Below are 22,340 nucleotides of genomic sequence, written 5' to 3'. Positions count from 1 at the left end.
GGCTAAGTGCTCAATGTATTTATTTAACCTTTGAATAAAGTGATAATAAGATTTTTGCTATCATCTAGACTTTATGGTTAGATTTGAAATCTAGAATTATGGTTTATAATAATTATCTGTTCAGTTATTCAAGAGTTATTGGTTAAATCTGGATAGTTTAGCCAATCAATTAAATTCATTGGTTCAGAAAAAAAACTCTACCCCAGTTGACCAAACTATTCTTCAGCCAATTTTTTTTCCAATCACCAGCCTTGATATCATGTCAGGATAATTACCCTTATAGCGCTACGCTTAGCGTCAGAAGTCAGAAGTCAGAAGTCAGAAGTTAGAAGTCAGAAGTAAGCTATGACTAAGTTTCAGAGTTTAGGAATGTCCTAATCTTAATGCGTAGTGCTATAAAAGATTTAGCTAAAGCTTCAAGAATCCCGGTCTATTTATAGCGGGAAAACTCAAGACAACCCATACAGGGCAATCACCAGTGGCGGAATAATCAATGCCATCAACAAACTTAATGGGGCACCCACCCTAGCAAAATCCAAAAACCTGTAACCCCCTGGCCCATAAACCATGGTATTGGTCTGATACCCAATCGGAGTCATAAAACTATTAGATGCGGCAAACATCACCGTAAACATAAACGCCAGAGGATTGAGACTCAAACTCTTAGCTACCTCCACAGCAATCGGCAAAAGTAACACCACCGAAGCATTATTAGACAGCACCTCTGTGATCAGGACAGTAACCACATAGAACAGTGTTAACAACCAATAACCAGGCAGATTACCCCCCAGTGCCACTAGATTTTCGGCTAACCATTCAGTTGTGCCTGACTCCTTCATGGCTATTCCCAAAGGAATTAACCCAGCCAGCAGGAAAATAATATCCCAGCGTACTGTTCCGTACAGTTCCCCAGGCTTGAGACAACCAGTGATCACCATCAAGACTACTCCCAACAAGGCACTCACCATAATCGGTAGCACATTAAAGGCAGCTGCTAAGACTACCACTACACTAATTGCGATCGCAATTACTGCTTTGTCTCGCCGTAGGGTTTCTAAATCTCGCTGTCCAATCACTAACAAATCTCGACTGGTTTGCAATCCCAACAAACTTTGCCTCGGACCTTGTACCAACAGCACATCACCAAAGTGCAAGCAAACTCTTCCAAGTCTTTCTCTGACCAGTTCCTGTCCCCGTCGAATTGCCAAAACCGTACCGTTATAGCGTTGCCGAAACCGCATATCCTTTAAGGTTGAGCCAATTAAATTAGAGTTAGCCAGGATCAACACCTCAGCAATCCCCTCCTCCCCAGAGGTAAGACCGGTTTCCAAGGGTTGTTGTCCAAATTGGACATCAGCTAAGATGTCTATCCCTCGTTCATCTTTGACTCTCAGCAGACACTCCCGACCAGACCTCACAATCAAAATATCCCCTGGTCGCAATACCTTATCTGCCAGCGGTTGGGGAAAACGGCTACCATTGCGAATCAGTTCCAAAACGTCCAAATCAAACTTCCGCTGGATTTCACTGGCACGTAGGGTTTGCCCCACTAGGCTGGAATCTGGTGTAATCACAATTTCACTGACATACTCTTTGAGATTATAGTCCTGAGTGACAATACCATTGCTGGCTACTTTACGGTTGGGCAAAAGTCGGGGTGCCACTAGAGCCAAATATGCCAATCCTATGGTGAATGTAATTAGCCCCAATCGGGTGAATTGAAACAAGCTGAAATCACCATAGCCCAACTGTTTAGACAACCCACTGGCCAAGACATTAGTGGAGGTGCCAATGGTAGTGATCATGCCCCCTAAGATAGTGACAAAGGATAAGGGCATCAAAAGCCTAGAAGGGGAAATACTTTGCTTGCGGCACCAATCTTCTACAATAGGAAGTAGTACAGCCACCACAGCAGTATTGTTAATGAAGCCCGTTATGGGCCCAGCAATTATTCCCATGGTAAATATTTGCTGGGTTGACTCCTTGCCTCCCCACTTCAGCAGTAGGTCATTCACGATTTGAAGCGCCCCAGTTCGGGCAATCCCAGCACTGAGGATAAACATAGCCATCACAGTGATCGTGGCAGGGTTGCCAAAACCGGAGATTCCCTGTTCTGGGGTGACTAGCTTTAGAAGCATAAGTAATACCATCACTGCGATCGCAGTGATATCCACTGGCATCCATTCCCTAATGAAACTGATTAAAGCTAGTACGACAACGCTCAGGGTTAGAAAAATAGTCATAGATAGCGTACGCTCTCACCAAAAAAGACTACCTTAGTTAGGTAGCTCATGGACATCAATCAAAGATTTTTAGAAATTTACCTATCCATGGAATTTATCTCGCCATATATTAGCCAAAATGATTCAATAACGCTATTAGTTAGCGTATCCTTGTCTTGATGCAGTCGCTCATGGGGGAAACCACGGCAGTTGCTCATGGGGGAGACCCCCAAGACCGCACTGCCTCCCCAAGACCGCGCTGCATCGCTTATCAAATCTATAATTTATAGTTATAGCAATGAGCAGAATCCTTAGGAAATCAAATTAATTTAAAGGGAACTTCGTTCCCAGAATGTACTAATCTTTATTCCCTGAATTAATCCGTGGTTATGAACTTAATTATTCCTGATTATCTAGTCAAGTAGATTCCTTAATTAAAACTTTAAATTAAGACACCCTTTATTTAAAAAAATTTAATAATAAACTCTCAATTATTGTTGACTGTTGACGGTTAACGGTTGACCGTTGACCGTTAATCTTACCATCCCGCCAACAAAAAAATCAATTAAATTAAAATTGAATAAACTCCTGCGGGTTGCTCTGAGTATGCCAGGGGAACAGGTAGCTTCTGGAGTAGGGGAGTAGGGGATATTCCATGTCCGTCCCCATTCCCCCATCCCCCCATCTTCTTCAAAGTAAAGCGTGGTAGCTCACGCTTCGAGCAATTTTCCACTTCCCATCAAGCAGAATTCCCAGAGGAATCACCCTTACTACCGTGGTCAATACGCTTGATCGGTTTCGGTCTTGGTCTTTGGGGTTTGGGTGCTGTGGCTGTAGCCACGCCATCCTTTTTACGAGCAGGGCGTGGCTTCGGGTAACTCTTTTTAGCACCAAAACGTTTTTTATTTTTATTAAATGGTTTCCTCTTTGGTCCTTTTTTGTTGAGAAACCCAATATCATTTCCTTCCTGGATCACCAGGGTATTGGCTTGCAGCTGTGCATGTAAATCCCAAAAATGACCAACGACCCTTTCTCCCAGGCAACCCTTAAGCTTTAACTTGAAAAACTTAGGCTTATCTGACTCTTTACGAGGTAATTGCCTAATTTTAACAACGACTTGTTCCTTCTCCCGCGAATGGTAGATCACCTCGCCACGAATGGAAAAATAGCCATCCTTCGGAATCGGTTCCGCCTCAGCTTCTGAGGAGTCATTTGATGTCTCGACTTCTGTTTCGGACTGAGCAACTCCCGAGTCAGTTGTTTCAGCTTCAGCTGTGGGTTCGAGAGTTTCTGGTTCCCAGACGCCAACAATTTGGACATGTAAGTTATCGTCTGCTTGCCTGATGCGGGGATAGACAACCCAGAGGTGGGGCTGATTGAGATCTAAGTGATTCTTGACCAAACTCATGACCCGACCGAGTAACACCGCATCAATCAAGGTTCCATCTGCCGCTACCAGTGTTCCCCTGGTCAACTGTTCTGCGGAAGGCATATATTTGCCATTGACCAGACCAATGGCGCGGTATTGCCTAGGTTCACTGGGGGCAGGAATTGGGTGCTGTCTTGAGACCTTACTTGAGACCTGAGTAGTTATTGTCCCATTAGATTCAGCTAAGGGAGCTGATTTGGTGGTATCTTGAGAGCCACCAGTTGGTGTTTCTGGGGGCTGGTTTTGCACACTGGATACTTCCGGTGGTTGGATTCCAGACGACTCAGCTGAGTCGGGAAGCCCATTCACAGACGAATTCATATAACCTCCTAGCGGCGGAGACACATTCCCATGGGTGGTTTTGACTGACATTGGCAGCATTATTTTTCAACATCCTCCAGCTTTCCGGTGTCCTTTCCAGAAAAAATTATCCTGGACTGTTGCCACCACAAAACTGGAGGGTGAGCGCACTTGGTACTAGTCTACCCACTGTACAGAATGCAGTGAGAGAAAGGTTAGATCCGCAAAGTTTATGGAATCTTTAATCTGAGCGGTTTCTAGCCGATTTAACTGAGCCTTAATGCTAGCGTATTTAATGGATGGGATTGATGGGAGGAGACTTGAAAACCCCCAAATCGTTTCATAATGGGAAGAGAGTAGCAATCTAGTACATGCGTAAAGTTACGCATGCGTAACTTTACGCATGTTTTCAACAAAACTCCTCTGGGATTGTGGTACAATGGGCCTATGCAATAACCAAGCAATAACAGTATTAGGCTTGACATCCAGATAATCTTCTACAAGAGTGGGTAGCCTGCGAAAAGGTAACTGAGTAAAGCCATCAGTTTTAAATCTCCCGAAAATAACGGAGATAAGCAACAAAGTTGTCACCTCAAATTCAATATTAGGTTGGGTTCCAGCCGATTTGAAGCCTGTGGATAGGGTGCTGCCGACAGTCCTAGTTGAAACAGGAAGTAAACAGGCGTCGTTGTGACGTTTTTGTCCGCGATGTTCACGTTTTATAGAACAGTTTAAGAAAGTTTTGTGTCTCAAAAGCGCAGTCTCTGGATCAAAATAGTGCTAGTACTAGCTGTGCTAGCCTTTATCGGTATTTCGATGATTCCTTTGCTAGGGAATATTTTCAAGGATAATCCCGCCTCTGTTGGGGCAACACCTACAGCTACACCAAATATTTCTGCCCAGCAGCAAGCAGAACTAGAAGCTCAAGCCAAGGGTTATGAACTAGTCTTGCAGCGAGAACCAGAAAATTTAACGGCTTTGAGAGGTCTGCTGGAGATACGGCTGCAGCTCAGAGACATCAAAGGCACCATTGAACCCTTAGAAAAGTTAGCCAAACTCAATACAGACCAGACAGATTATGGAGTCTTGCTGGCTCAGGTAAAACAACAAATTGGCGATCGCGAAGGAGCAGCTCAAGCCTATCGGGACATATTAAACGCTAAGCCTGGGGATATGAATGCTCTGCAAGGGTTAGTTAGTTTGCTAACCCAGGAAAACCGCCCAGAAGCAGCCATCGGTTTGCTGCAAGACACCTTAAAAAGTTCCCAGCAAGTCAATGAGATTAAGCCTGGGAGCATTGATGTCATTTCTGTGCAGTTGTTGTTAGGTCAAGTTTACGCGAATCAGAAGCGTTATGACGAAGCCACAGCTATCTATGACCAGGCGATCAAAGGCAACCAAGATGACTGGAGACCAGTGCTAGCTAAAGCCATGATTTTTAAAGAACAGGGTAACACTGAAAAGGCTAAACCCCTGTTTGACCAGGCTGCATCCCTAGCACCAGCCAAGTACAAAGACCAAGTCAAACAGTTAGCAGCGGAAACTCCAGAAACGCCAGAAACTCCAGAAACTCCAGAAAATTAGTCATTGCCCAAAGCATGATTAGTCATAAGTAACCAAAACACAGTGGTAACGCTAGTTACTCATGACTCGACCAGTGAGGCAGTATCGGAGTAACAATCAATACTTCCGCTCTTTCGGTTCAAACAAGGTGATGCTTACCGGTTTATATTGCAGGTCAATACCTGCGGATGAGTAAAACGCTAGGGTGTGTTTGAGAAAATTGGGATCATCCCGTTGGGGATAATCCTCCCGGCTATGGGCACCCCGGCTTTCTCGTCGGTTCAGGGCAGATGTAAGAATGATTTCTCCGACTATCATTAAATTGCGCAGTTCCAAGGCTTCGATAATTTCCGTGTTCCAGCAGTTGCCTTTGTCATCCAAATAAATTTGCTGGTACTGTTGTTTCAATTGTTCCAGTTGGTTTAACCCCTCCTCCATGGAAGCTTGGTTACGGAAAACGCCACAGAATTGGGTCATACAGTCTTGGAAGGCTTGACGCAACTGGTTAAGCCGTAAGGTGCCAGATTTTTCCACAAGGGCTTTGATTTTTGCCTGGGCTGCATTGAGGTAGGATTGCTCGTCAATGTCTGGTAACTTCCGGTCTTGGACGTATTTTGCGATCGCAGCACCAGTTCTTTTGCCATAAACGACACATTCCAACAGGGAATTACTCCCAAGGCGATTTGCCCCATGAACAGAGATACAGGCTGATTCCCCAGCGGCAAAGAAGCCTTCAATTAACCCATCTTTACCACTATGGACTTGCCCATCGGTGTTGACAGGGATTCCCCCCATAGAGTAGTGGGCAGTTGGTCGTACTGGCATTGGTTGATGTACTGCGTCAATACCAACCAATCGATGGGCTTCTTCCCAGCAAAACGGAATCCGACTCATAATCTTGTCTTTGCCCATGTGGCGCAGGTCAAGGTAAACAAAAGGTCCCCCTGCCCTGCCATCAGGGTGAATGCCACGACCAGCTCTGAGTTCTAGGGTAATCGCTCTTGAAGTAATATCCCGGGGTGCCAGTTCCATTTGTTTGGGGGCGTAGTCGCTCATAAAGCGATCGCCTTCTGAGTTAATCAGATAAGCCCCTTCCCCTCGTACCGCCTCAGAAATCAAAACCCCCACCGGATACAAGCCCGTAGGGTGAAACTGTACAAACTCCATATCTTCCAAAGGCACCCCAGCCAGAGCTGACATTCCCAGACCATCCCCAGTGGAGGCAAAGTCATTGGAGGTCGTATTAAATACCCGTCCATAACCCCCAGTAGCAAACATGACCGCTTTTGCCCGTACTACTTCCACCTTCGTGTCTAGGAGCTGGAACATCACCACCCCTTTTGCCTGGCCCTCTTCCAAAATCAGCTGCATAACGTACCACTCATCGTAGAGTTTGACACCGTTATGCCGGAGATTGTTCACCAGTTCATGCAAAATGGCGTGACCCGTCTTATCTGCCGCGTAGCAAGTGCGGCGATAGGAATGCCCTCCAAAAGCCCTCTGAGCAATCCGACCATCCGGTAAGCGGGAAAACAGCACCCCCATGTGTTCCAGCTCAATGACCACCTCTGGAGCCTCTTTGGTGAGGATTTCTACTGCATCCTGGTCTGCCAAGTAGTCAGACCCTTTCACCGTGTCAAAGGCATGGGCTTCCCAGCTATCGGACGCATCAACATTCTTCAGAGTAGCTGCCATACCCCCTTGGGCAGCCACCGAATGGGAACGAATTGGGTGAGTTTTAGCCACAATGGCGACATCCAGCTTAGGCTCAGAGCGTTTAATCTCTAAAGCAGCGCGACATCCAGCTAATCCCCCACCGACAATAATGACATCGTGTTCTAGCATCTCGGTCGTATTATGGAATCCGAATTCCTATTTTATGCTCTAGGTTCTAGCCTCTAGGCATTTACCATCTAGGATTCTGAAAAAGTATGAAGCGCCCCTCCTCAAGCACGGAGGCTCTCAACTCCCCTTCCCCGGGTTGCGGAAAAAGCCGGGGATGGTCCGGATTCTCTTCAACCGGTCGCCCCAATAGGTTTCTGTCTAGGGGCTCTGCCTCCAGCTGTTGATGTGGTTTCCTCCTCTTCCATCTGAGCAATTTCAATATGGTTTAACAATGTAGTCACGAAGGCAAAGAGCAGGAAGGGCAGAGATAGTACCAAAATCAGCCCGACAGTTGCCAGAGCGTAAATTTGGCGGTCAGCACTCCAAAGAGCTAAGGCTGAGGCGAGACTCAGGAAAATTACGATTAACCAAACCATAATTTGTCCATAAATGTCACCAAAGCTTAGGGTGCAGACAATGCGATATCGTTGTAAGTTATCCATGGCATCTCTTGACACATTTCTTTATTTTTCTTAGCATATGCGTCTCATCCAGGTTTGGGGGATTTCTCAATAATTTTTAAGAGGAGCGCAACATCACTTTACATTTAGATTTACATTTAGTCATTAGTCATTAATCCTTAGTCCTATGTATTTTGTGAGGCAAATTAAGCCAGATGGTATTGACTTTTGACCAATAACCAATGACCAAAGAGCGCCCTCGGTAGGATTTGAACCCACGACCCAGGGATTAGAAATCCCTTGCTCTATCCACTGAGCTACGAGGGCATAGCTATATCATACATCAGAAAAAACTGTTTTTGCTTGGCTGGTGATCGGGTACCAGTCTCTGTGTGGCTAATACCTAGTCCTATGAAGGCGCTTTGGGGGTATTCACTACTGTTTCGATAAACCATAAACGATTATTATACCAATTTAAAACGGGACAGTCAAGGTCAAGGCGGAACAGGGAACTTAGGATAAAGGAACAATGGCTCCGGTAACAGAAAGCATTTCCCGTTAAGCGTTGCCCGTTCCCCGTTCCCGATCTCAGGAGAGCCTTGGGCTTAAGTGGATAGCCACCACAATCGATTGCTTGTCTCAATTAGCGGTAAGACTCAAGGCACTTAGCTCGAACCCGAGTTAAGGTAGGTACATAGTCAGTGTCACTGATCAGAACTTAGTCAGACCCTGTCACCAGGATTCTGATCAGGAGATAGTGACTAGTACTCTGTCAAAATTGAATTGAGGGGTAAACTATACTTTTCCGGATTAGGCACGCTTTTACTAGGCATTAGGTATGACTTAACACCGTGCCACCGTGCGACCTTGCCCTAACCCTCAAAACTAAATTGACAGAGTACTAGGGGGTTAGAACACTTCGTCAACAGCACCCCCTGACCCTGTCAGGAGTCATGTGCCAGTATCATGTTTATTTTGAAAAGGCAGGATGTTGAAATCTCTAGTATTCAGCACCCACAGAGGGAGCAGCAAATCCCGATTCTCAATTACCAGGGGCAAACCTTTCGCCTGCTCAGTGTATTTGGTGCCACTCAGGAAGAGGAAGCCATAGCTTTCTGGCGAGACCTCACCGATCATCGGGGAAAAGCTTGTGTATTGTTGGAAGAACCTGAGCGCTACAGCGTTTGGGGAAAAATCCGTCTGGATCAATTAGGCACTGAACCCAGCTCTGAGGGCACTAGGGTATCCTACATTCAAGCCTGTCTTTTGCTACTACAGACGGTGTATATGGATGTGGAAGACTTCTTAGGAGCTAGACAAGCTGGGTTGTTTCAGAAGGATATCGCCAAGATCTTGATAGATTCAAACTTTCCCCAGGTTGAATCGACCCAAGCTGTACAACAATTGCTCAAAATCGACCCCCTTACCAACTCTGATTTTCCTACCTGGGAAGAACATCATCTGATCACCCTGTTGCAAGAACTCTATCGCTTAGGTAAAGACTATTTTGGCAATACCAACTTTGCTGATGGGGTTAGCGATATATTGCAGGATATGCCCCCTCAGGAGCAAACTCAGTTTATCAACTGGCTTAACAACTCTGATCTTGGTAATCTATGGCAATAATCTACAATTGAAAATAAGCTTAAGAATCATAGATATTTTAGCTGCCTAACCATAGTCTTATTGTGCTAGTCAGTGATAAGTGTGAAATTCCTTATGAGCAGCTCTGCAGAACGGTCATCAGGTAATCTATCCCCCCTCAGCAGCCAGACCATCATCTATGGTGGTATTGCTTGGGCGATTATCTCCCTATTATTCTTCTTGCTGTTTGGGATTACATCCCCTGGGCAAGAAAGTCCATTTTGGTACCTGATTAGTACCTACTTTTTAGAATGTATACCCTTCCTAGTAGCAAGTATTCTCTGTTTCAGAAATTGGCGTAGCCCTCAGATTGCCAGTGGACGAAATGTCTGGCTAGGACTCGCTCTGGGGAATCTGTTCTATTTGATGGGTGACTTGATATTCGGTGTGTGGGAGCTGTATTTTCACCTTAACCCTGATGTATCACTAGCAGATGTGTTTTACTTATCCTCCTACGTATGTCTTGGGGTAGGCATGTTTTTAGCAGTTATTCCCAGACGCTTAAACTTAGAACTTTGGCAAGGGTTAACGATTGTAGCGATTGCCATAGTGGGGATGGCCTTAGCTGCTTTGCTGTTACTTGCCCCTTCCCTCGAATCCAGCACTCCTGAATCTGGTGATGTGACAATTGCGTATTCTATTTCTGACTCGACCACACCACTGGGGGTCTTGGAAAATAATGCTATGGTCATCTCGGCAAAGCCATCTGAAATAACCAACTCTGAGGCTAATCAGAGTACTAATCATAATTCTCCAAGGTGGGCTATCGAACTTGACAAGTCACTGAGTGCCTATTCAAACCAATTGACGACCCTCTACATTGCTTTCGATGTAATTCTGCTGATTATTGCCTCATCCCTACTGTTAGCTTTTTGGGGTGGACGTTTTTCCCAATCCTGGCAAATGATTGCCGCTGCAACATTTTGCCTGTACATTGCAGATATGTGGTTTAAGTATGCTGAGACTAGACCGAACTACGAAAGTGGCGGTTTACCAGAAGTCTTTTTTGTATTCAGTGGTGTATTGTTTGCAATAGGGGCTGCCCTGGAATATCAAATATCGAGCCGTTCCCGTCGTGGTTCACGCAGGCGAGCTGAAAAAGTAGCATGAGTCCAAGAAAACTATCTGATGTCGATAAACAGGACATCCTAGAACTATATCGACAGACAGCAGAGACAACCTCAACGCTGGCTGACCGTTATGGAGTTAGTAACTCCACCATTAGCCGTATCCTTAAGAGCAACTTGTTGGAGCCAGAATACGAGGCTCTAATTCAACAAAAGCGCTCTAATCGTACTGCTGATCATGTTTCCTCTTCTACTGTCAAAACGTCTAAGCCTGTGGTAGAATCAGCAGCTCAACCATCACTAGTTGGACTCGAAAATGAACCATTAGCAAATGAACCATTAGCAGAATCTATCAGTGATTTATTGACTTCAACCTCTACTGATGGACGTCGGCGGCGTAAGCGTTCCTCTGTGGCTGCTCAACCACCAGTGGAGGAAGAGGAGCAACATACCCAATTGCAACTTGATATTACCACATCAGGTTCAGATGAAGATAAGTATGTTGATGACCAAGATGAATTCTTACCTGAGGATAAGGGACTAGCAACTAGGAGATTCGCTGAGTTGCTGGACGAAGATTTAGGGGATTTGGATCAAGATGATGATTTAGAGGATTTGGATGACCTAGATGATCTAGATGATCTAGATGACCTAGATGACCTAGATGACCTAGATGAAGATTGGGACGATGACTTGCCAGATGCCGAGATTCACGAATCGATCAGAACCTCTGTGGCTAAAAGCGGTTCTTACATTGAAATTTTGCCCCTCTCGGAAGCTTCTCTTCCTAAAACCTGCTATTTGGTAGTCAGCCGAGCGGCGGAGTTAATTGCTCGCCCTCTGAATGAGTTTAGCGACCTCGGACAAATTCCTGACGAAGAAGTTCAAGAGACAACTTTGCCAGTATTCGAAAACCATAGGGTGGCACGGCGTTTTTCTAACCGTTCTGAGCGAGTCATCAAGGTTCCTGATGCTCAGATGCTTCAGAAGACCTCTTCCTATTTGCAAGCTAAAGGAATTACCCGATTATTAATTGATGGTCAGGTCTATTCTCTTTGATATCAAGTCCCGTTGCTTCTGGGTGAGGGACTTTCGCCCTTAGGGTTTTAGGAAGTCGGGAGTCGGGAGTCGGGAGTCGGGAGTCGGGAGTCGGGAGTCGGAAGTCGGGAGTTGGGAGTCGTAATCCTCCCTACTGCTGGCGGAAGGGTGGGAGGGGGGAAGCAAATGGAATGTACTTCATAAGTATTTGAAACGCTATAAATTATTGATATAACTTACTTGATATCACTTAATTGATATAACTTAAGCGCGTTGAGCGAGGGCAAAGAGTTGGTCAGCTGTGGACTCAATCAGTTCCCGTTTAACCAGTCGGGAACGCCAAGATTCTGGTATCCCTTGAGCTCCTTGACACTCGCCGTCTTGAAAGAACGGCGATTCCTAGATCAACGAGCTGCCTTAAACCACTGTGTCCTAATCTTTGACGCCGCCAAAAAGTAGGCAATATCTAAACCAAAGACCCGTCAAGACCAAGAATTCAGTTTAGTTCACAGTAGACCCAGCGGGCAATTCTCCTTAGGCGTTTGGCTACTTGCAGGAAAGTGCATGTGCATAGTCCGTTTCTTCCCTATTCACCTGGTTCCGGCGTGCCCCGCCGTACCGTTTTCTATCTCAAGTCGTGTTCTGCTAGGTTCACACGTTAACTGCTAATTAACGATTGGGTTTTTAAGGAGGACTTTCCCTACCCTCCGAGCATTACTACTTTCAGGTCATGCAGTGGCGGGTCTCTCTCCCGGTTGCGCCTCGGTTTTTCAGCCTGTACTCATACTACTAGTATACTCTGGCTAGACAATTATCAACCCCGGTTGCAATATTTCTTTCTAGGCGACTAAACTCGCTAGCCACTTTCATCTGGGCTCGCTTTGAGGCGGAGTTTTCAGTGCTTGGATTCCTAATAACCTGTCCTTCTCGGGACCATCGCAAATACTGCTGTAATTGATGTACTGGATCAAACCCCTGTTGCTCAATCAAACTATGGGCTAAACACAGGGCCATGGATGTATCATCAGTCCAGTAGCCTGGCTTCAAACCAAAAGGTCCACCACCCACCATATCTTCAATCGGGGTAAAGGAGCCTGGTGCCTTAAACTCTAAAGTAGTACCGACTGCATCCCCAACAGCCAATCCTAAGAGACTACCACGGTAACGGTGAATTAGCTCCATATTAGCTCCATGGGATAATTCCTCTTCTAATCCATAACGTTTGCTAATCTAGTGTCGTGTTCTTTGCATCTTCGCGGTTAATCAAAATCCTGATCAACCCAACACCTTTACCCGGAGCTTGTTCAACCCATGAAACCGTTACTCAGACTCTGGCCTATAGCCTTGGCAAATAGACTGGTTTCCTTTCAGCAAACCATTAAACATCAGGGTTGGTGGATTTTGCTATTTGTAATCGGGATGATAATTCCTCTATGCCAGCTTTCCCCATCCTACGCCAGTAGCACTTTTAGAGATGTCCCAGAGAATGATTGGGCTCAACCGTGTATCACTAAATTAGCACAACAAAATATTATCAGGGGTTACCCAGATGGTACCTTTAAACCGAATGCTCCGATCACCAGAGCTGAGTTTGCTGCACTGCTTCTGAAGGCTTTCCCTAGTGCTCCTCAAGTCCGCAGTGACCAAAAATTCGTAGATGTACCAACTAATTACTGGGCTAATCAGGCTATTCGTAATGCTGATAAAACGGGCTTTTTGGCTGGCTATCCTGGTAGAGTTTTTCGCCCTAAGCAAAATATCCCTCGTGTCCAAGCGTTAGTATCTTTAGCTAGTGGATTGAAGTATAAACCGGTCAAGCCTTCCCTAGAAACTTTAAAGGCAGCGTTTACTGATGCTACAACAATTCCGAACTATGCCCAAAATGCGATCGCAGCGGCTACGGAAAATCAGATTGTGGTCAATCGCCCTAATGTGAAGCAATTCAAACCTAACCAACAAGCTAGTCGAGCTGAGGTAGCTGCTTTCTTGTGCCAAGCTACCCAAACCACTGGATTGATTCCTAATCAATACATTGCTAAGGTTGAGCCACCAACTCCTGGTTCTACTGAAGCGGAGTTAAGAGGGGTATGGCTGACTAATATTGATAGTGAGGTACTTTTTTCTACTACAGCAGTAACGGATAGCCTAGAAAAACTTAAGGAGCTGAACTTTAACACGGTATATCCTACAGTGTGGAACTGGGGTTATACACTATATCCGTCTCAAGTAGCTAAACGGGTAGTGGGACTGGAAGCACGAATATCGACGGAGTTAGAGAAAGACTTATTTGACCCAGACAAGGGGGTGCAGGGAGGGCGAGATGTTCTCAAGGAGATTGTCGAGGTGGGACATGACAATGGTTTGAGAGTTATTCCCTGGTTTGAATTTGGCTTCAAAGCACCCTCCTATTCTGAGTTAGCCAAACGCCACCCAGATTGGCTGACTCAAACCAAAGATGGGGTCAAGACTCAAACCACTAAAGGGTTAGAGCCAGAGGATGAAAGACTACAAGAGATTGTTTGGCTCAATCCTTTTAAACCAGAGGTACAGCAATTTATTCAAGATTTAGTTATCGAAATTGTCAGCAACTATGATGTTGATGGTATCCAATTCGATGACCACTTTGGCTTGCCAGTGACCTTTGGTTACGATGACTTCACAGTAGAATTGTACAAAAAAGAACACCAAGGTAAATCTCCCCCCACTGACCCAAAGGATCAGGAATGGGTACGCTGGCGAGCAAATAAAATTACGGATTTCCTAACCAAGCTGTTTCGAGCAGTTAAAGACAGTGTTGAAGACAGTAACAATGATGTGATTATTTCCCTATCTCCTAATCCCCAGCGTTTTTCTTACCAATTCTTTTTAGCTGATTGGGCAAGTTGGGAACAACGGGGTTTGGTAGAGGAACTAATTGTCCAGATTTATCGAGATAATTTCAGCACTTTCATTTCGGAATTAGACCAGACAGAAGTCAAAAGAGCACAGAGTCATATTCCGGTAGGGATTGGGATTTTAAGTGGTCTAAGAACTCGCTTAGTTCCGGTATCACAAATTCAGCGGCAAGTGGATGCTGTGCGACTGCGGGGATTTGCTGGTGTGTCGTTTTTCTTTTATGAAACGTTGTTGAATATGAGTGATGAACCAGCTTCTAAGCGTCAGAGCGGTTTTGAGGTCATGTTTCCTGAATTTGTGAAAGCACCAGATATAGAGGATTGGAAGAAATCCAATTGAGGCGTTGCTGAATTGAAGTCTGTTGGTATCAACCTCACGGGGTGACAAGCTAATTGAAAATCTTACAGGTGTTAGGTGTTAGGTGTTAGGTGTTAGGTAAAATTGTCAAGCGGGATGGATTGATTAAAACTATCTATGAACTTGAATTGGTTAAAATTGCTTCAATTTCTGGGAAATACAAATGACTCATTGCGCTCATTTTACCCAATACCTAAAACCTAAAACCTAAAACCTAAAACCTAAAACCCAACACCTATCTAGGTTTAAGCTTTGTTGTTACCCCGTGAGGGTATTAGGTGTTAGGTTTTAGATAACCACTAAACAAAAAAGGTGATCAGGGTGCTCGAAGTTAAGAGTTATCGAGACTTAAAGGTTTGGAATCGGGCAATGGACTTGGTTGTACTATGCTACAAACTTACTTCTAAGTTACCAAAAACTGAGATTTATGGACTGAGCAGCCAAATTCAACGAGCTGCTGTTTCGATTCCAGCTAATATCGCTGAGGGCAAAGGGAGACAGCATTTGGGAGACTATATCCATCTGAGATGCGGCAAGGGGACTCCCGTTATACCCGGCACGGGTTAGCGGGAGGGGAATTGCCGCGCTTCTAGTAAACTACCCGATAGGGTATCCTTATTTTCAAGATTGATATTCATAGCCGTCAGCCTTGTGAATAGTTTTCAAGTATTTGGGATGTACGTCAAATTTTTGAGTTGGTAGTTGAAGGGTAAAGCTAGGTCTAAAGCGAATTGCAATACGTCCGACATATTGACCAGCAAACTTACCTTTGATGACATCAGCTTTAACAATATCACCTGTTTGAAAACCCTGAAAAAACTTAGCTTTTGGAGCGTGAGCTTTCGGAAACCCATATTTGTTAGGACGACAACGCTGCCTAGTTCCGTGTCCTTTAGCTGCAATTAACAGCGGTTTTATTCCCCTGATAAGTAGCCGCTCAGGTGTTGATTTACCAACACAAGAAGCATCAGTCCAATGGTGTTTTTCAATCATTCTGACCTTACGGTTAAATTTGGTCAGTCCCCCAGAACCTACTTCTACAGGTAACCCGGTTTCTTGAAGTCTTCTATACAATTCCCATCGGGTAGTATTAACCGCAGTCGCGTCTTTAAGTGAAGTCTTGGTTTTCCCCTTAATTTTCTTCAAGAGTTCAGGCTTTTTACTTAAAAAATCTTCTACATATTTGTTACCTTTTTTATGATTACAAGGTCTACAAGCTAAGGTTAGATTGCTTACTCTGTTAGAACCTCCTTTTGATTTGGGGACAATGTGTTCTATTTCCAATGGGGTGTTTTCAGCGTTGCAGTAGACACATTTTCTTCCCCATTTGGCAAGCAAGTATTCCTTGACCTCAAAGCCGAATAACTCACCGCGTTGATATTCAACCTCGCTAATTTCAGGGTTTTGCATTTGCTGCAAATCAAACCTGACTAACTCTTGAGAAATAGCGCTAATCGGACAGACTTTTCTAATTCGTTTCACCCAAGTCTCAATATTGTTAATTCGGCTTTCAAGAGATGGGGGTAACCATCCTTGTCTACGAGTTCTGTTCAAAAAACGAGGTTTGCGATATCGAGTCTTACGGTTGCGTCTACCTCTCCTTAATGCCCTGCGAGAGTCTAGAGAATTCTTAATCTGTTGTCCCCTGTGAGATATTTCTAAGGCGCTTGTGACACGTCCTGTTTCTTCTTGAACAATAGCCATCCCGCTTGTTTTACTACCAGGGTCTATCTTTAAACGATGTGAATGAGTGACAGATTTTTCTAAAATCCTGTCTTTTAATACAATTGTAAATGGGTACCGTTTAAATACTTTAGCCCTTCCCATGTTCAATAGCTCTCTTGCTCGTGCCGGGTGGCATGGATCCAGTGGTTTCTTATTTTGATCTAGAACGAAAACTCGCATTACTTTGAACACTCCACAATGTGGGTAAAGTTTGCCTAGACAATGTTATCTAGCTTTGTTCGGTACAGCTCACTGGCTTAACTCGCTACACCTGTTTAAAGCTGTACGACAGTTGCTACAAACTGGCACGCATTTGTAGGTGTCATGAGCTAGATAACGTAGCTCGCTTAGAGCTTAGTCTGGTCAACTATGAGCTTTTTACAAGCTCCCGCTATAGTCTGAAGGACTTAGCGGTGAGTTGTTGACCATCTCTCCATAGCTAATGGATCTCTCAAAGAATTGGAAACACATTTGCTAATTACTGGCAGATTATCTTATCTTAAAAACTCTGAGTTACAGCCCGTTTTAGAGTTAAGCGATGAAATAGGAAGAATGCTCAACAGTCTGATGGAAAAACTAAAGGAGAAGAAGAAAAATTAGGCTATCCGAATAATTAGCGTTTTACCTAAAACCTAAAACCTAACACCTAAAACCTAACACCTAAAACCTAACACCACTTCTCTGCTGCGCTAAGCGCGGACGTATGAGGCTCCGTTAATATCAATGTTGGTTCCAGTTGCCGAGGGGACTTGTCCGGATAAGAGGAAAACCACCATTGCAGCAATTTCCTCTGGCTGGGCGATTCGCTGTAGGGGAATACCGGATACAATCTGAGACAGAGGATAGTTTTGGGTAAATTCCACAGCCATTTCGGTATCAACAAAGCCCGGACAAATAGAATAGGCAAGTATGCCATCAGCAGCAAAGTTTCGAGCAATACTTTTGGTTAAATTACTCAGTGCTGCTTTGGAGGCTGCATAGTGTATATACTCTGGGGTGTCGCCTCGATGAGCTGCACGACTAGAGATGTTAACAATAATTCCTCCTCCCTTGGACTTAAAGTGTTCTATGGCGCGTCGGGTGATGGAACTAACAGCAATCAGGTTAACTTGAAGAGTTTTCAGCCATTTCTCTTCCCAGACTGAGGGATTATCATCCAAGCTGAGTTCGGTCATGATCGCGGCATTATTCACAACACCATCAAGGGCATATCCCAGATTGAGAACTTCCTCTACCAATTGTTGTCCTGCTTGGGGCTGGGATAAGTCTTTTTGAATGACGACACAATTGGTTTTTGCCTTGGATGCCAGTTCTTGGGCTGAACCGATATGGGAATTGCAGTGCAGGATAACTTTTGCTCCTAAGGTGATCAGGCGATCGGCAATCGAGTAACCGATTCCCGTTCCTGCACCTGTTACTAGGAATGTCTTTTCTGAAATTGACAAGTTTTCAAGATTCATTTAATCAGGAATTAACCAGACTCACGTTCACTTAATTGTTATAATGCTTATCATTACAACACTCTGGCGAAGAGACAACTAAAAAATGCAGCACATCCCCTTACCACACAAAGCTTGCAGGCGAATTGTCACCCACTCAGAAATATTTTATAGCGTTTATAGCGGTTTCTAACCTAATGAGGTGCACAGGATTTTTTACCTCTTGCCTCTTGCCTCTTGCCTCTTGCCTCTTGCCTATTCTCTGTTCCCTGTTCCCTGTTCCCTAAAACCAGGAAATCTGTACCTCACCAAATTGAAAACCGCTATATAATAGCTATGATAAACGCTATATCATAAATCGAGCAATAGTCAGCGAATAATTACTTTCGGCTCTCCTAGACTGATTATAGTAAATGAGTAGTTTAAATGGGCTTAAAACCTTAACTAGCAAGGGATTCAGTAAACTAAAAATCAATTTTCATAAAAACTGCATTTTTAAATTAATCAAAGCCTTACTTATTAAGGGTTATAGCGATTATTTTATACTAATTTGTCATAACCACCCTAGGAGAGCCTTACTTTCTTAAGATTTACTTTATCAAAAGTCTCTCAAACCAGCACTAATAAAGACTCGAAATTTTTCAATTTCTTAGCTTCATTATTATTAGCATATCCATAAACCCGAGGAAGTTGCTTAGTGCTTAAAAGTACTTTTCTGACCTCAGAGTTGGATACATTACTTAGGTTCCTGCCAGAAAGAAGGGCAGTAATGGCGGCAATTCCCAATGCCTGACCAACACCAGCATTGAATTCCACAATTCTACCAGCGGAGGAAGCAAACCCTTGAAACCCAGAACCAGGACTGACAACGGCTAAATTAGGGACTGCCTTAATTTGGGCATGCTGGATGCCTATGTTGAAAATTGGCTTACTAAAACTTACACTTTTAAACCCGTTCTGAGACGCTCTGTTACCAAGACCTTCGATACCCCCGCGCACATCAAAATGATAGCCAAAGGTTCCCAAAGCAGACCAATTGGGTGTGCCACCTAAGAGCATTTGGGATCCATAGAGAGGGTCTACTACACCAGTAATATTGCCTGCATGGCGGATATAAAGCTCAGAAGCTGGCTTAACGGCTTTCGCTCCAAAACCCTTGAGCCAAGTTTCAACAAAATTCATCTCTTCGAGAATCTTAGCAGAGGGTTTAGCACCTCCTTGAGCTAATTCCTCTGCTTCACTGCCATTAACCTTACACAGGAGAGCATTCCAGGAAAGCCTACCTCCTGGAAGAATTGCCACATTTCCTTCATCGAGGATGACACCACTTTTTGCTAGAGAGAAAGTCTTACCTCTAAAGGAGTGGTACGCTACGGATAGGGCTGGGGAGCGAATGTCGATGTAATCTTTACCGACCCACATGGTTTTCAGATTACCCCTGGGGTCTCTCATATTCTTCCTGAGTCGTTCAGCAAACTGAGCATCAGACCCAGCAGCCTGCTTTAACCACCGTTGAGCTTCTTGATCAGCAGGATTAGCGAAGCGCTTGAGATAAGCATACTCTACCTGCTTTAGTCTTCTGATACTGAGTCCCTCAGTTTCAAATACTAGGGTGACTGGTAGTTCAGATTCGGGCAAGCCAAAGGTGTTAAATCCTTTTAGTTTCCTAACTCCAGCCGCTTGGGCTAATTCTCCATTGACTGTGGAATCGATAAATTGCTTGGCAAAATAGGTTTCGCCTCTAGCTAACTTGATGCCAGCTAGCTTTGGACCGTCTTTAATGACTGATGCAATCTTGACTTCCCGGATCAGAGCCACACCTGCTTCTTGCATCATTTTCTTGAGGGCGGCATCAGCTTTGCGGGGGTCAAGAGCAATTAAGGTAACACCTGAGCGCTGTAAAAATTCTTTGTAGAGGGTAGGGGGTGAGCCAAAGGTGCCGAGCTTGAGGGATTTACGCAGGTTACGAGGAATCTGGCAGCGATCAAGGTAGGCCAGACCTCCCCTGACCAGATGACCACCAACACCTTCATGTTTACTGCCTTTGGACATTAATAGAATGCGTGGATACTTACCTGTCCGGCGGCGATACTCTTTCCCAGCAGCGATCAGCGCTAAGATACCTGGAACTTCATCACCAAATCCAATGACATCGTAAGAACGTTCTTGATTACTGGCCATGTTTCCCTCACCCCAATTCCTGAACAACTTGATTAACTGATAATTCTAGTGTTCTATAGCTATTGGTCTTTGACAGTACCCTTCGGGGTACTATTTATTTTCACTATTTATTTTTAATTTTGGTTCTTGGTGCTGGAAATAGAGAAGGGTGATTTTTCGGAATTTGCCTACATTCTCGATCAGGGCTACTAGGGGGAGAGTGGGAGGGTGCATCTCATATTTGTAAAAAAGAAGGGGAAGTGTGGGAAGCGTGGGGCGGGGGCGCGGGAATTTTCGCGGGAATTTTTGCCTAATTGCAAAAGCAAGGGATGCGCCGACCTGAGGGGGTTTCCCCCACTCGCGCTTTGGATCAAGACAGTGAGATGCACCCCGGGAATCTTAGCCTGCTCAGTACTTATTTGCTACAACGAGATAGCTACCATAGATTGGCATCAACGGAAAATGCCAACCTAAATACTGGGATACCTTACCTGATCCATAGACTTTAACTCCTGAGAATCCATGCATTTGCAATCTCAATCGCAGAACTTCTGGAAAATGCTGAGTTAAATGGCTGACACCGTATACTGACATTCCAAGGATTTTATTTTTTATGTAATTAGGATTGGGAGTGGTAAGCAACAGCCTTCCGCCAATCTTCAACACTCTTTGGAATTCACATAATGTTTTATCTACATCGGCAGGATACAGGTGTTCAATAAACTCACCAGCAGTAATTACATCAAAAAATCGATCTTCCATAGGTATGTCTGTTGAAAGACCATAGACTTTTTGTGAATAGCAATCAGGCAAAACATCTAATCTTTCTTGTACACAATCAAGACCAAATAATGTCAGGTTCGGGTTCAACTCCTTCAAACGTAATCCACCTCTACCGGTATTGCAACCTACGTCAAGAATATTGACAGCTTCTTTCTGAAAAAAACTGAAGAATTGTTCGTACCTTTTCAAAGTAAAAGAGTCGTGTTCTGAACGATTTTGTTGAACATTCTGAACTTCGTACTTCTTATGCAGATTGAGCATGTTTGCTTCTCCAATTCAACATAGAAATGACTAAACTCCAAGGCGTTACTGAATTACGGGATGAATCAGGGATAGACAGGTATTTGCCTCGGTGGCACCGGCACCTCCGGCTAACTTCAGGTAATCCACTAACAGTCCTATCGAATGCTTCAGCATTTCTACTGACTTCGAGTAACACAAAGTCTTGGGATGTAGCCGAGCCAGATAGTGCCTCAATCGAGTGCAATCACCCTAGACTCGGGTCATATACAACTTGTTCACGATATCTGGTCTCCATCCGGGATGTAGTTGGGATACACCTTGAAACCATCGGTAACATACAACAAACACTGCCACAAACGCTTCGTACGGCCACACCAGTTCAAAGGTGATTGGACTACGGTCTCCGATTCCCTAAGCTAGAATACCAGGTTCGAAGTGGTTGACGACTGTCGGGAGCAGAATTGGTTGCATTCTCTTGATTGCGTAGCCAAGCCCACATTTGGTCTCCGAGGCAAAAATGCCACCACTCTCTAGGATGACACCGGAACCCAGCCGAGTACATTAAATTTTTTAACAGCTGTCGATGGTGGTGATCAGGCAAGTCTTCTGGTTTTTTTAGACCCTACAAAGGGCAAGCAACTCCGAAAAGTTCCCCCACTTCTGGAGTATAGTCTGGGTCATAAGCATCCCGAAGCAGCTATTTTTACTAATCTCTAAGCATAAGTGCCCGTTCAACAATCAGATAGAATTTCCGGCTTGCGCGCAATCCAATATTTACTAACAAAGTGATTTTTAGTTTCAACCTGTTCAAAGCCAGCTTTTTCGAGACGTTCGACTAAGTTATCTATAATGTAATTTCTGTAATAAGGCTCGTGATAAATAGCCATAAAATTCTCCATCGATACCTCAAACTCAGGAGAATCCAATAGTTGCATCGAATCACAGATGGTCAATACCCCCCCTGGTTTAGTGACTCGGAAACATTCTTCAATTACTCGCTGACGAGCTGCTGGTGGTAATTCATGGAATAGAAATACACTGCTTATGCCGTGAAAAAAATTATCTGGGTAAGGTAACTTTTCGGCATTGGCCTGCACGAGTTGAGGCAATTCTTCAGGGTTTTTTGAAAATAGTTGGTTGGCTTTGCGTAGATAAGCGGGGGATAGGTCAACCCCAATTGACACTCCCCG

Annotated in this window: 20 protein-coding genes and 1 tRNA gene; 7 read left to right on the top strand and 14 right to left on the bottom strand. The window is 44.5% G+C overall.

All coding sequences use genetic code 11. The features are described 5' to 3' along the window. Positions 1–449: 449 nt before the first annotated feature. From F6J90_RS01635 to F6J90_RS01625, 3 genes are all read right to left on the bottom strand, one after another. On the bottom strand, positions 450–2,243 hold the full coding sequence (locus F6J90_RS01635) for an SLC13 family permease (protein WP_293090784.1): 1,794 nt from the start codon (positions 2,241–2,243) through the stop codon (positions 450–452). A 470-nt stretch (positions 2,244–2,713) separates the two neighbouring features. Next, positions 2,714–2,899, bottom strand: a complete 186-nt coding sequence (locus F6J90_RS01630) for a hypothetical protein (RefSeq protein ID WP_293090783.1) — start codon at positions 2,897–2,899, stop codon at positions 2,714–2,716. Between the two features lie 62 nt (positions 2,900–2,961). Beyond that, a complete protein-coding gene (locus F6J90_RS01625; RefSeq protein WP_293090782.1) occupies positions 2,962–3,972 on the bottom strand; it encodes a hypothetical protein in 1,011 nt (336 codons plus the stop codon). A 723-nt stretch (positions 3,973–4,695) separates the two neighbouring features. Between F6J90_RS01625 and F6J90_RS01620 the strand changes: the two genes are divergently transcribed. Continuing rightward, positions 4,696–5,535: a tetratricopeptide repeat protein gene (locus F6J90_RS01620; RefSeq protein WP_293090781.1), complete on the top strand. Its 840-nt coding sequence runs from the start codon at positions 4,696–4,698 to the stop codon at positions 5,533–5,535. A 96-nt stretch (positions 5,536–5,631) separates the two neighbouring features. Here F6J90_RS01620 and F6J90_RS01615 read toward each other — a convergent pair whose 3' ends face one another. The 3 genes from F6J90_RS01615 to F6J90_RS01605 form a co-directional block, all read right to left on the bottom strand. Continuing rightward, on the bottom strand, positions 5,632–7,359 hold the full coding sequence (locus F6J90_RS01615) for a succinate dehydrogenase/fumarate reductase flavoprotein subunit (protein WP_293090780.1): 1,728 nt from the start codon (positions 7,357–7,359) through the stop codon (positions 5,632–5,634). A gap of 170 nt (positions 7,360–7,529) precedes the next feature. Then, the gene (locus F6J90_RS01610) at positions 7,530–7,841 is read right to left on the bottom strand and encodes a hypothetical protein (protein ID WP_071107458.1); all 312 of its coding nucleotides are present in this window, start codon (positions 7,839–7,841) and stop codon (positions 7,530–7,532) included. Between the two features lie 212 nt (positions 7,842–8,053). Continuing rightward, positions 8,054–8,126, bottom strand: a tRNA-Arg gene (locus F6J90_RS01605). Positions 8,127–8,765: 639 nt separating this feature from the next. Between F6J90_RS01605 and F6J90_RS01600 the strand changes: the two genes are divergently transcribed. From F6J90_RS01600 to F6J90_RS01590, 3 genes are all read left to right on the top strand, one after another. Continuing rightward, a complete protein-coding gene (locus tag F6J90_RS01600) occupies positions 8,766–9,425 on the top strand; it encodes an Npun_F0813 family protein (RefSeq protein WP_071107457.1) in 660 nt (219 codons plus the stop codon). Between the two features lie 93 nt (positions 9,426–9,518). Continuing rightward, positions 9,519–10,553 carry a hypothetical protein gene (locus tag F6J90_RS01595; protein ID WP_293090779.1) on the top strand — a complete coding sequence of 345 codons (1,035 nt, stop codon included), beginning with the start codon at positions 9,519–9,521 and terminating at the stop codon, positions 10,551–10,553. Beyond that, positions 10,550–11,569, top strand: a complete 1,020-nt coding sequence (locus F6J90_RS01590) for a hypothetical protein (RefSeq protein WP_293090778.1) — start codon at positions 10,550–10,552, stop codon at positions 11,567–11,569. The genes F6J90_RS01595 and F6J90_RS01590 overlap by 4 nt, the downstream gene beginning before the upstream one ends. A gap of 39 nt (positions 11,570–11,608) precedes the next feature. Here F6J90_RS01590 and F6J90_RS01585 read toward each other — a convergent pair whose 3' ends face one another. Together F6J90_RS01585 and F6J90_RS01580 are read right to left on the bottom strand one after the other, a co-directional pair. Next, a complete protein-coding gene (locus F6J90_RS01585) occupies positions 11,609–11,734 on the bottom strand; it encodes a hypothetical protein (protein ID WP_293090777.1) in 126 nt (41 codons plus the stop codon). Between the two features lie 603 nt (positions 11,735–12,337). Next, on the bottom strand, positions 12,338–12,730 hold the full coding sequence (locus tag F6J90_RS01580) for an ADP-ribosylglycohydrolase family protein (protein WP_293090776.1): 393 nt from the start codon (positions 12,728–12,730) through the stop codon (positions 12,338–12,340). A gap of 129 nt (positions 12,731–12,859) precedes the next feature. On the opposite strand from F6J90_RS01580, the gene F6J90_RS01575 reads away from it, so the two are divergent. Both F6J90_RS01575 and F6J90_RS01570 read left to right on the top strand, forming a co-directional pair. Beyond that, positions 12,860–14,782 carry a family 10 glycosylhydrolase gene (locus F6J90_RS01575; protein WP_293090775.1) on the top strand — a complete coding sequence of 641 codons (1,923 nt, stop codon included), beginning with the start codon at positions 12,860–12,862 and terminating at the stop codon, positions 14,780–14,782. Between the two features lie 339 nt (positions 14,783–15,121). Beyond that, positions 15,122–15,367, top strand: a complete 246-nt coding sequence (locus F6J90_RS01570; RefSeq protein WP_083305504.1) for a four helix bundle protein — start codon at positions 15,122–15,124, stop codon at positions 15,365–15,367. 54 nt (positions 15,368–15,421) lie between these two features. Here the strand turns inward: F6J90_RS01570 and iscB are convergent, their stop codons facing one another. Then, positions 15,422–16,705, bottom strand: coding sequence for an RNA-guided endonuclease IscB (iscB, locus tag F6J90_RS01565; protein WP_293090774.1), 1,284 nt, complete (start codon positions 16,703–16,705; stop codon positions 15,422–15,424). Between the two features lie 255 nt (positions 16,706–16,960). Here iscB and F6J90_RS01560 point away from each other — a divergent pair, with 255 nt between their 5' ends. Beyond that, positions 16,961–17,125: a four helix bundle protein gene (locus tag F6J90_RS01560; protein WP_267876634.1), complete on the top strand. Its 165-nt coding sequence runs from the start codon at positions 16,961–16,963 to the stop codon at positions 17,123–17,125. Between the two features lie 89 nt (positions 17,126–17,214). Here F6J90_RS01560 and F6J90_RS01555 read toward each other — a convergent pair whose 3' ends face one another. The 5 genes from F6J90_RS01555 to F6J90_RS01535 all read right to left on the bottom strand — a co-directional run bounded on the left by F6J90_RS01555 (position 17,215) and on the right by F6J90_RS01535 (position 22,334). After that, positions 17,215–17,970: an SDR family oxidoreductase gene (locus F6J90_RS01555; RefSeq protein WP_293090773.1), complete on the bottom strand. Its 756-nt coding sequence runs from the start codon at positions 17,968–17,970 to the stop codon at positions 17,215–17,217. A gap of 603 nt (positions 17,971–18,573) precedes the next feature. After that, entirely contained in the window at positions 18,574–20,145 is a 1,572-nt protein-coding gene (locus F6J90_RS01550) for an FAD-dependent oxidoreductase (protein ID WP_293090772.1), read from the bottom strand. 387 nt (positions 20,146–20,532) lie between these two features. Next, positions 20,533–21,168, bottom strand: coding sequence for a class I SAM-dependent methyltransferase (locus F6J90_RS01545; protein WP_293090771.1), 636 nt, complete (start codon positions 21,166–21,168; stop codon positions 20,533–20,535). Positions 21,169–21,544: 376 nt separating this feature from the next. After that, positions 21,545–21,751, bottom strand: coding sequence for a M15 family metallopeptidase (locus tag F6J90_RS01540; protein WP_353813074.1), 207 nt, complete (start codon positions 21,749–21,751; stop codon positions 21,545–21,547). A 130-nt stretch (positions 21,752–21,881) separates the two neighbouring features. Next, entirely contained in the window at positions 21,882–22,334 is a 453-nt protein-coding gene (locus F6J90_RS01535) for a methyltransferase domain-containing protein (protein ID WP_366513662.1), read from the bottom strand. Between the last annotated feature and the right edge of the window lie 6 nt (positions 22,335–22,340).

Origin of the sequence: Moorena sp. SIOASIH (assembly GCF_010671925.1) — a bacterium.
Taxonomy (GTDB): Bacteria; Cyanobacteriota; Cyanobacteriia; order Cyanobacteriales; family Coleofasciculaceae; genus Moorena.
Note: the sequence above shows the minus strand (reverse complement) of the source record. Positions and strands in the feature narration are given on the sequence as shown.

Coding starts and splice junctions, on each gene's coding strand:
- F6J90_RS01635 (WP_293090784.1), bottom strand. CDS start 2,243: ATGACTATTTTTCTAACCCTGAGCGTTGTCGTACTAGCTTTAATCAGT.
- F6J90_RS01630 (WP_293090783.1), bottom strand. CDS start 2,899: ATGGGGGAATGGGGACGGACATGGAATATCCCCTACTCCCCTACTCCA.
- F6J90_RS01625 (WP_293090782.1), bottom strand. CDS start 3,972: ATGAATTCGTCTGTGAATGGGCTTCCCGACTCAGCTGAGTCGTCTGGA.
- F6J90_RS01615 (WP_293090780.1), bottom strand. CDS start 7,359: ATGCTAGAACACGATGTCATTATTGTCGGTGGGGGATTAGCTGGATGT.
- F6J90_RS01610 (WP_071107458.1), bottom strand. CDS start 7,841: ATGGATAACTTACAACGATATCGCATTGTCTGCACCCTAAGCTTTGGT.
- F6J90_RS01600 (WP_071107457.1), top strand. CDS start 8,766: ATGTTTATTTTGAAAAGGCAGGATGTTGAAATCTCTAGTATTCAGCAC.
- F6J90_RS01595 (WP_293090779.1), top strand. CDS start 9,519: ATGAGCAGCTCTGCAGAACGGTCATCAGGTAATCTATCCCCCCTCAGC.
- F6J90_RS01590 (WP_293090778.1), top strand. CDS start 10,550: ATGAGTCCAAGAAAACTATCTGATGTCGATAAACAGGACATCCTAGAA.
- F6J90_RS01580 (WP_293090776.1), bottom strand. CDS start 12,730: ATGGAGCTAATTCACCGTTACCGTGGTAGTCTCTTAGGATTGGCTGTT.
- F6J90_RS01575 (WP_293090775.1), top strand. CDS start 12,860: ATGAAACCGTTACTCAGACTCTGGCCTATAGCCTTGGCAAATAGACTG.
- iscB (WP_293090774.1), bottom strand. CDS start 16,705: ATGCGAGTTTTCGTTCTAGATCAAAATAAGAAACCACTGGATCCATGC.
- F6J90_RS01550 (WP_293090772.1), bottom strand. CDS start 20,145: ATGGCCAGTAATCAAGAACGTTCTTACGATGTCATTGGATTTGGTGAT.
- F6J90_RS01545 (WP_293090771.1), bottom strand. CDS start 21,168: ATGCTCAATCTGCATAAGAAGTACGAAGTTCAGAATGTTCAACAAAAT.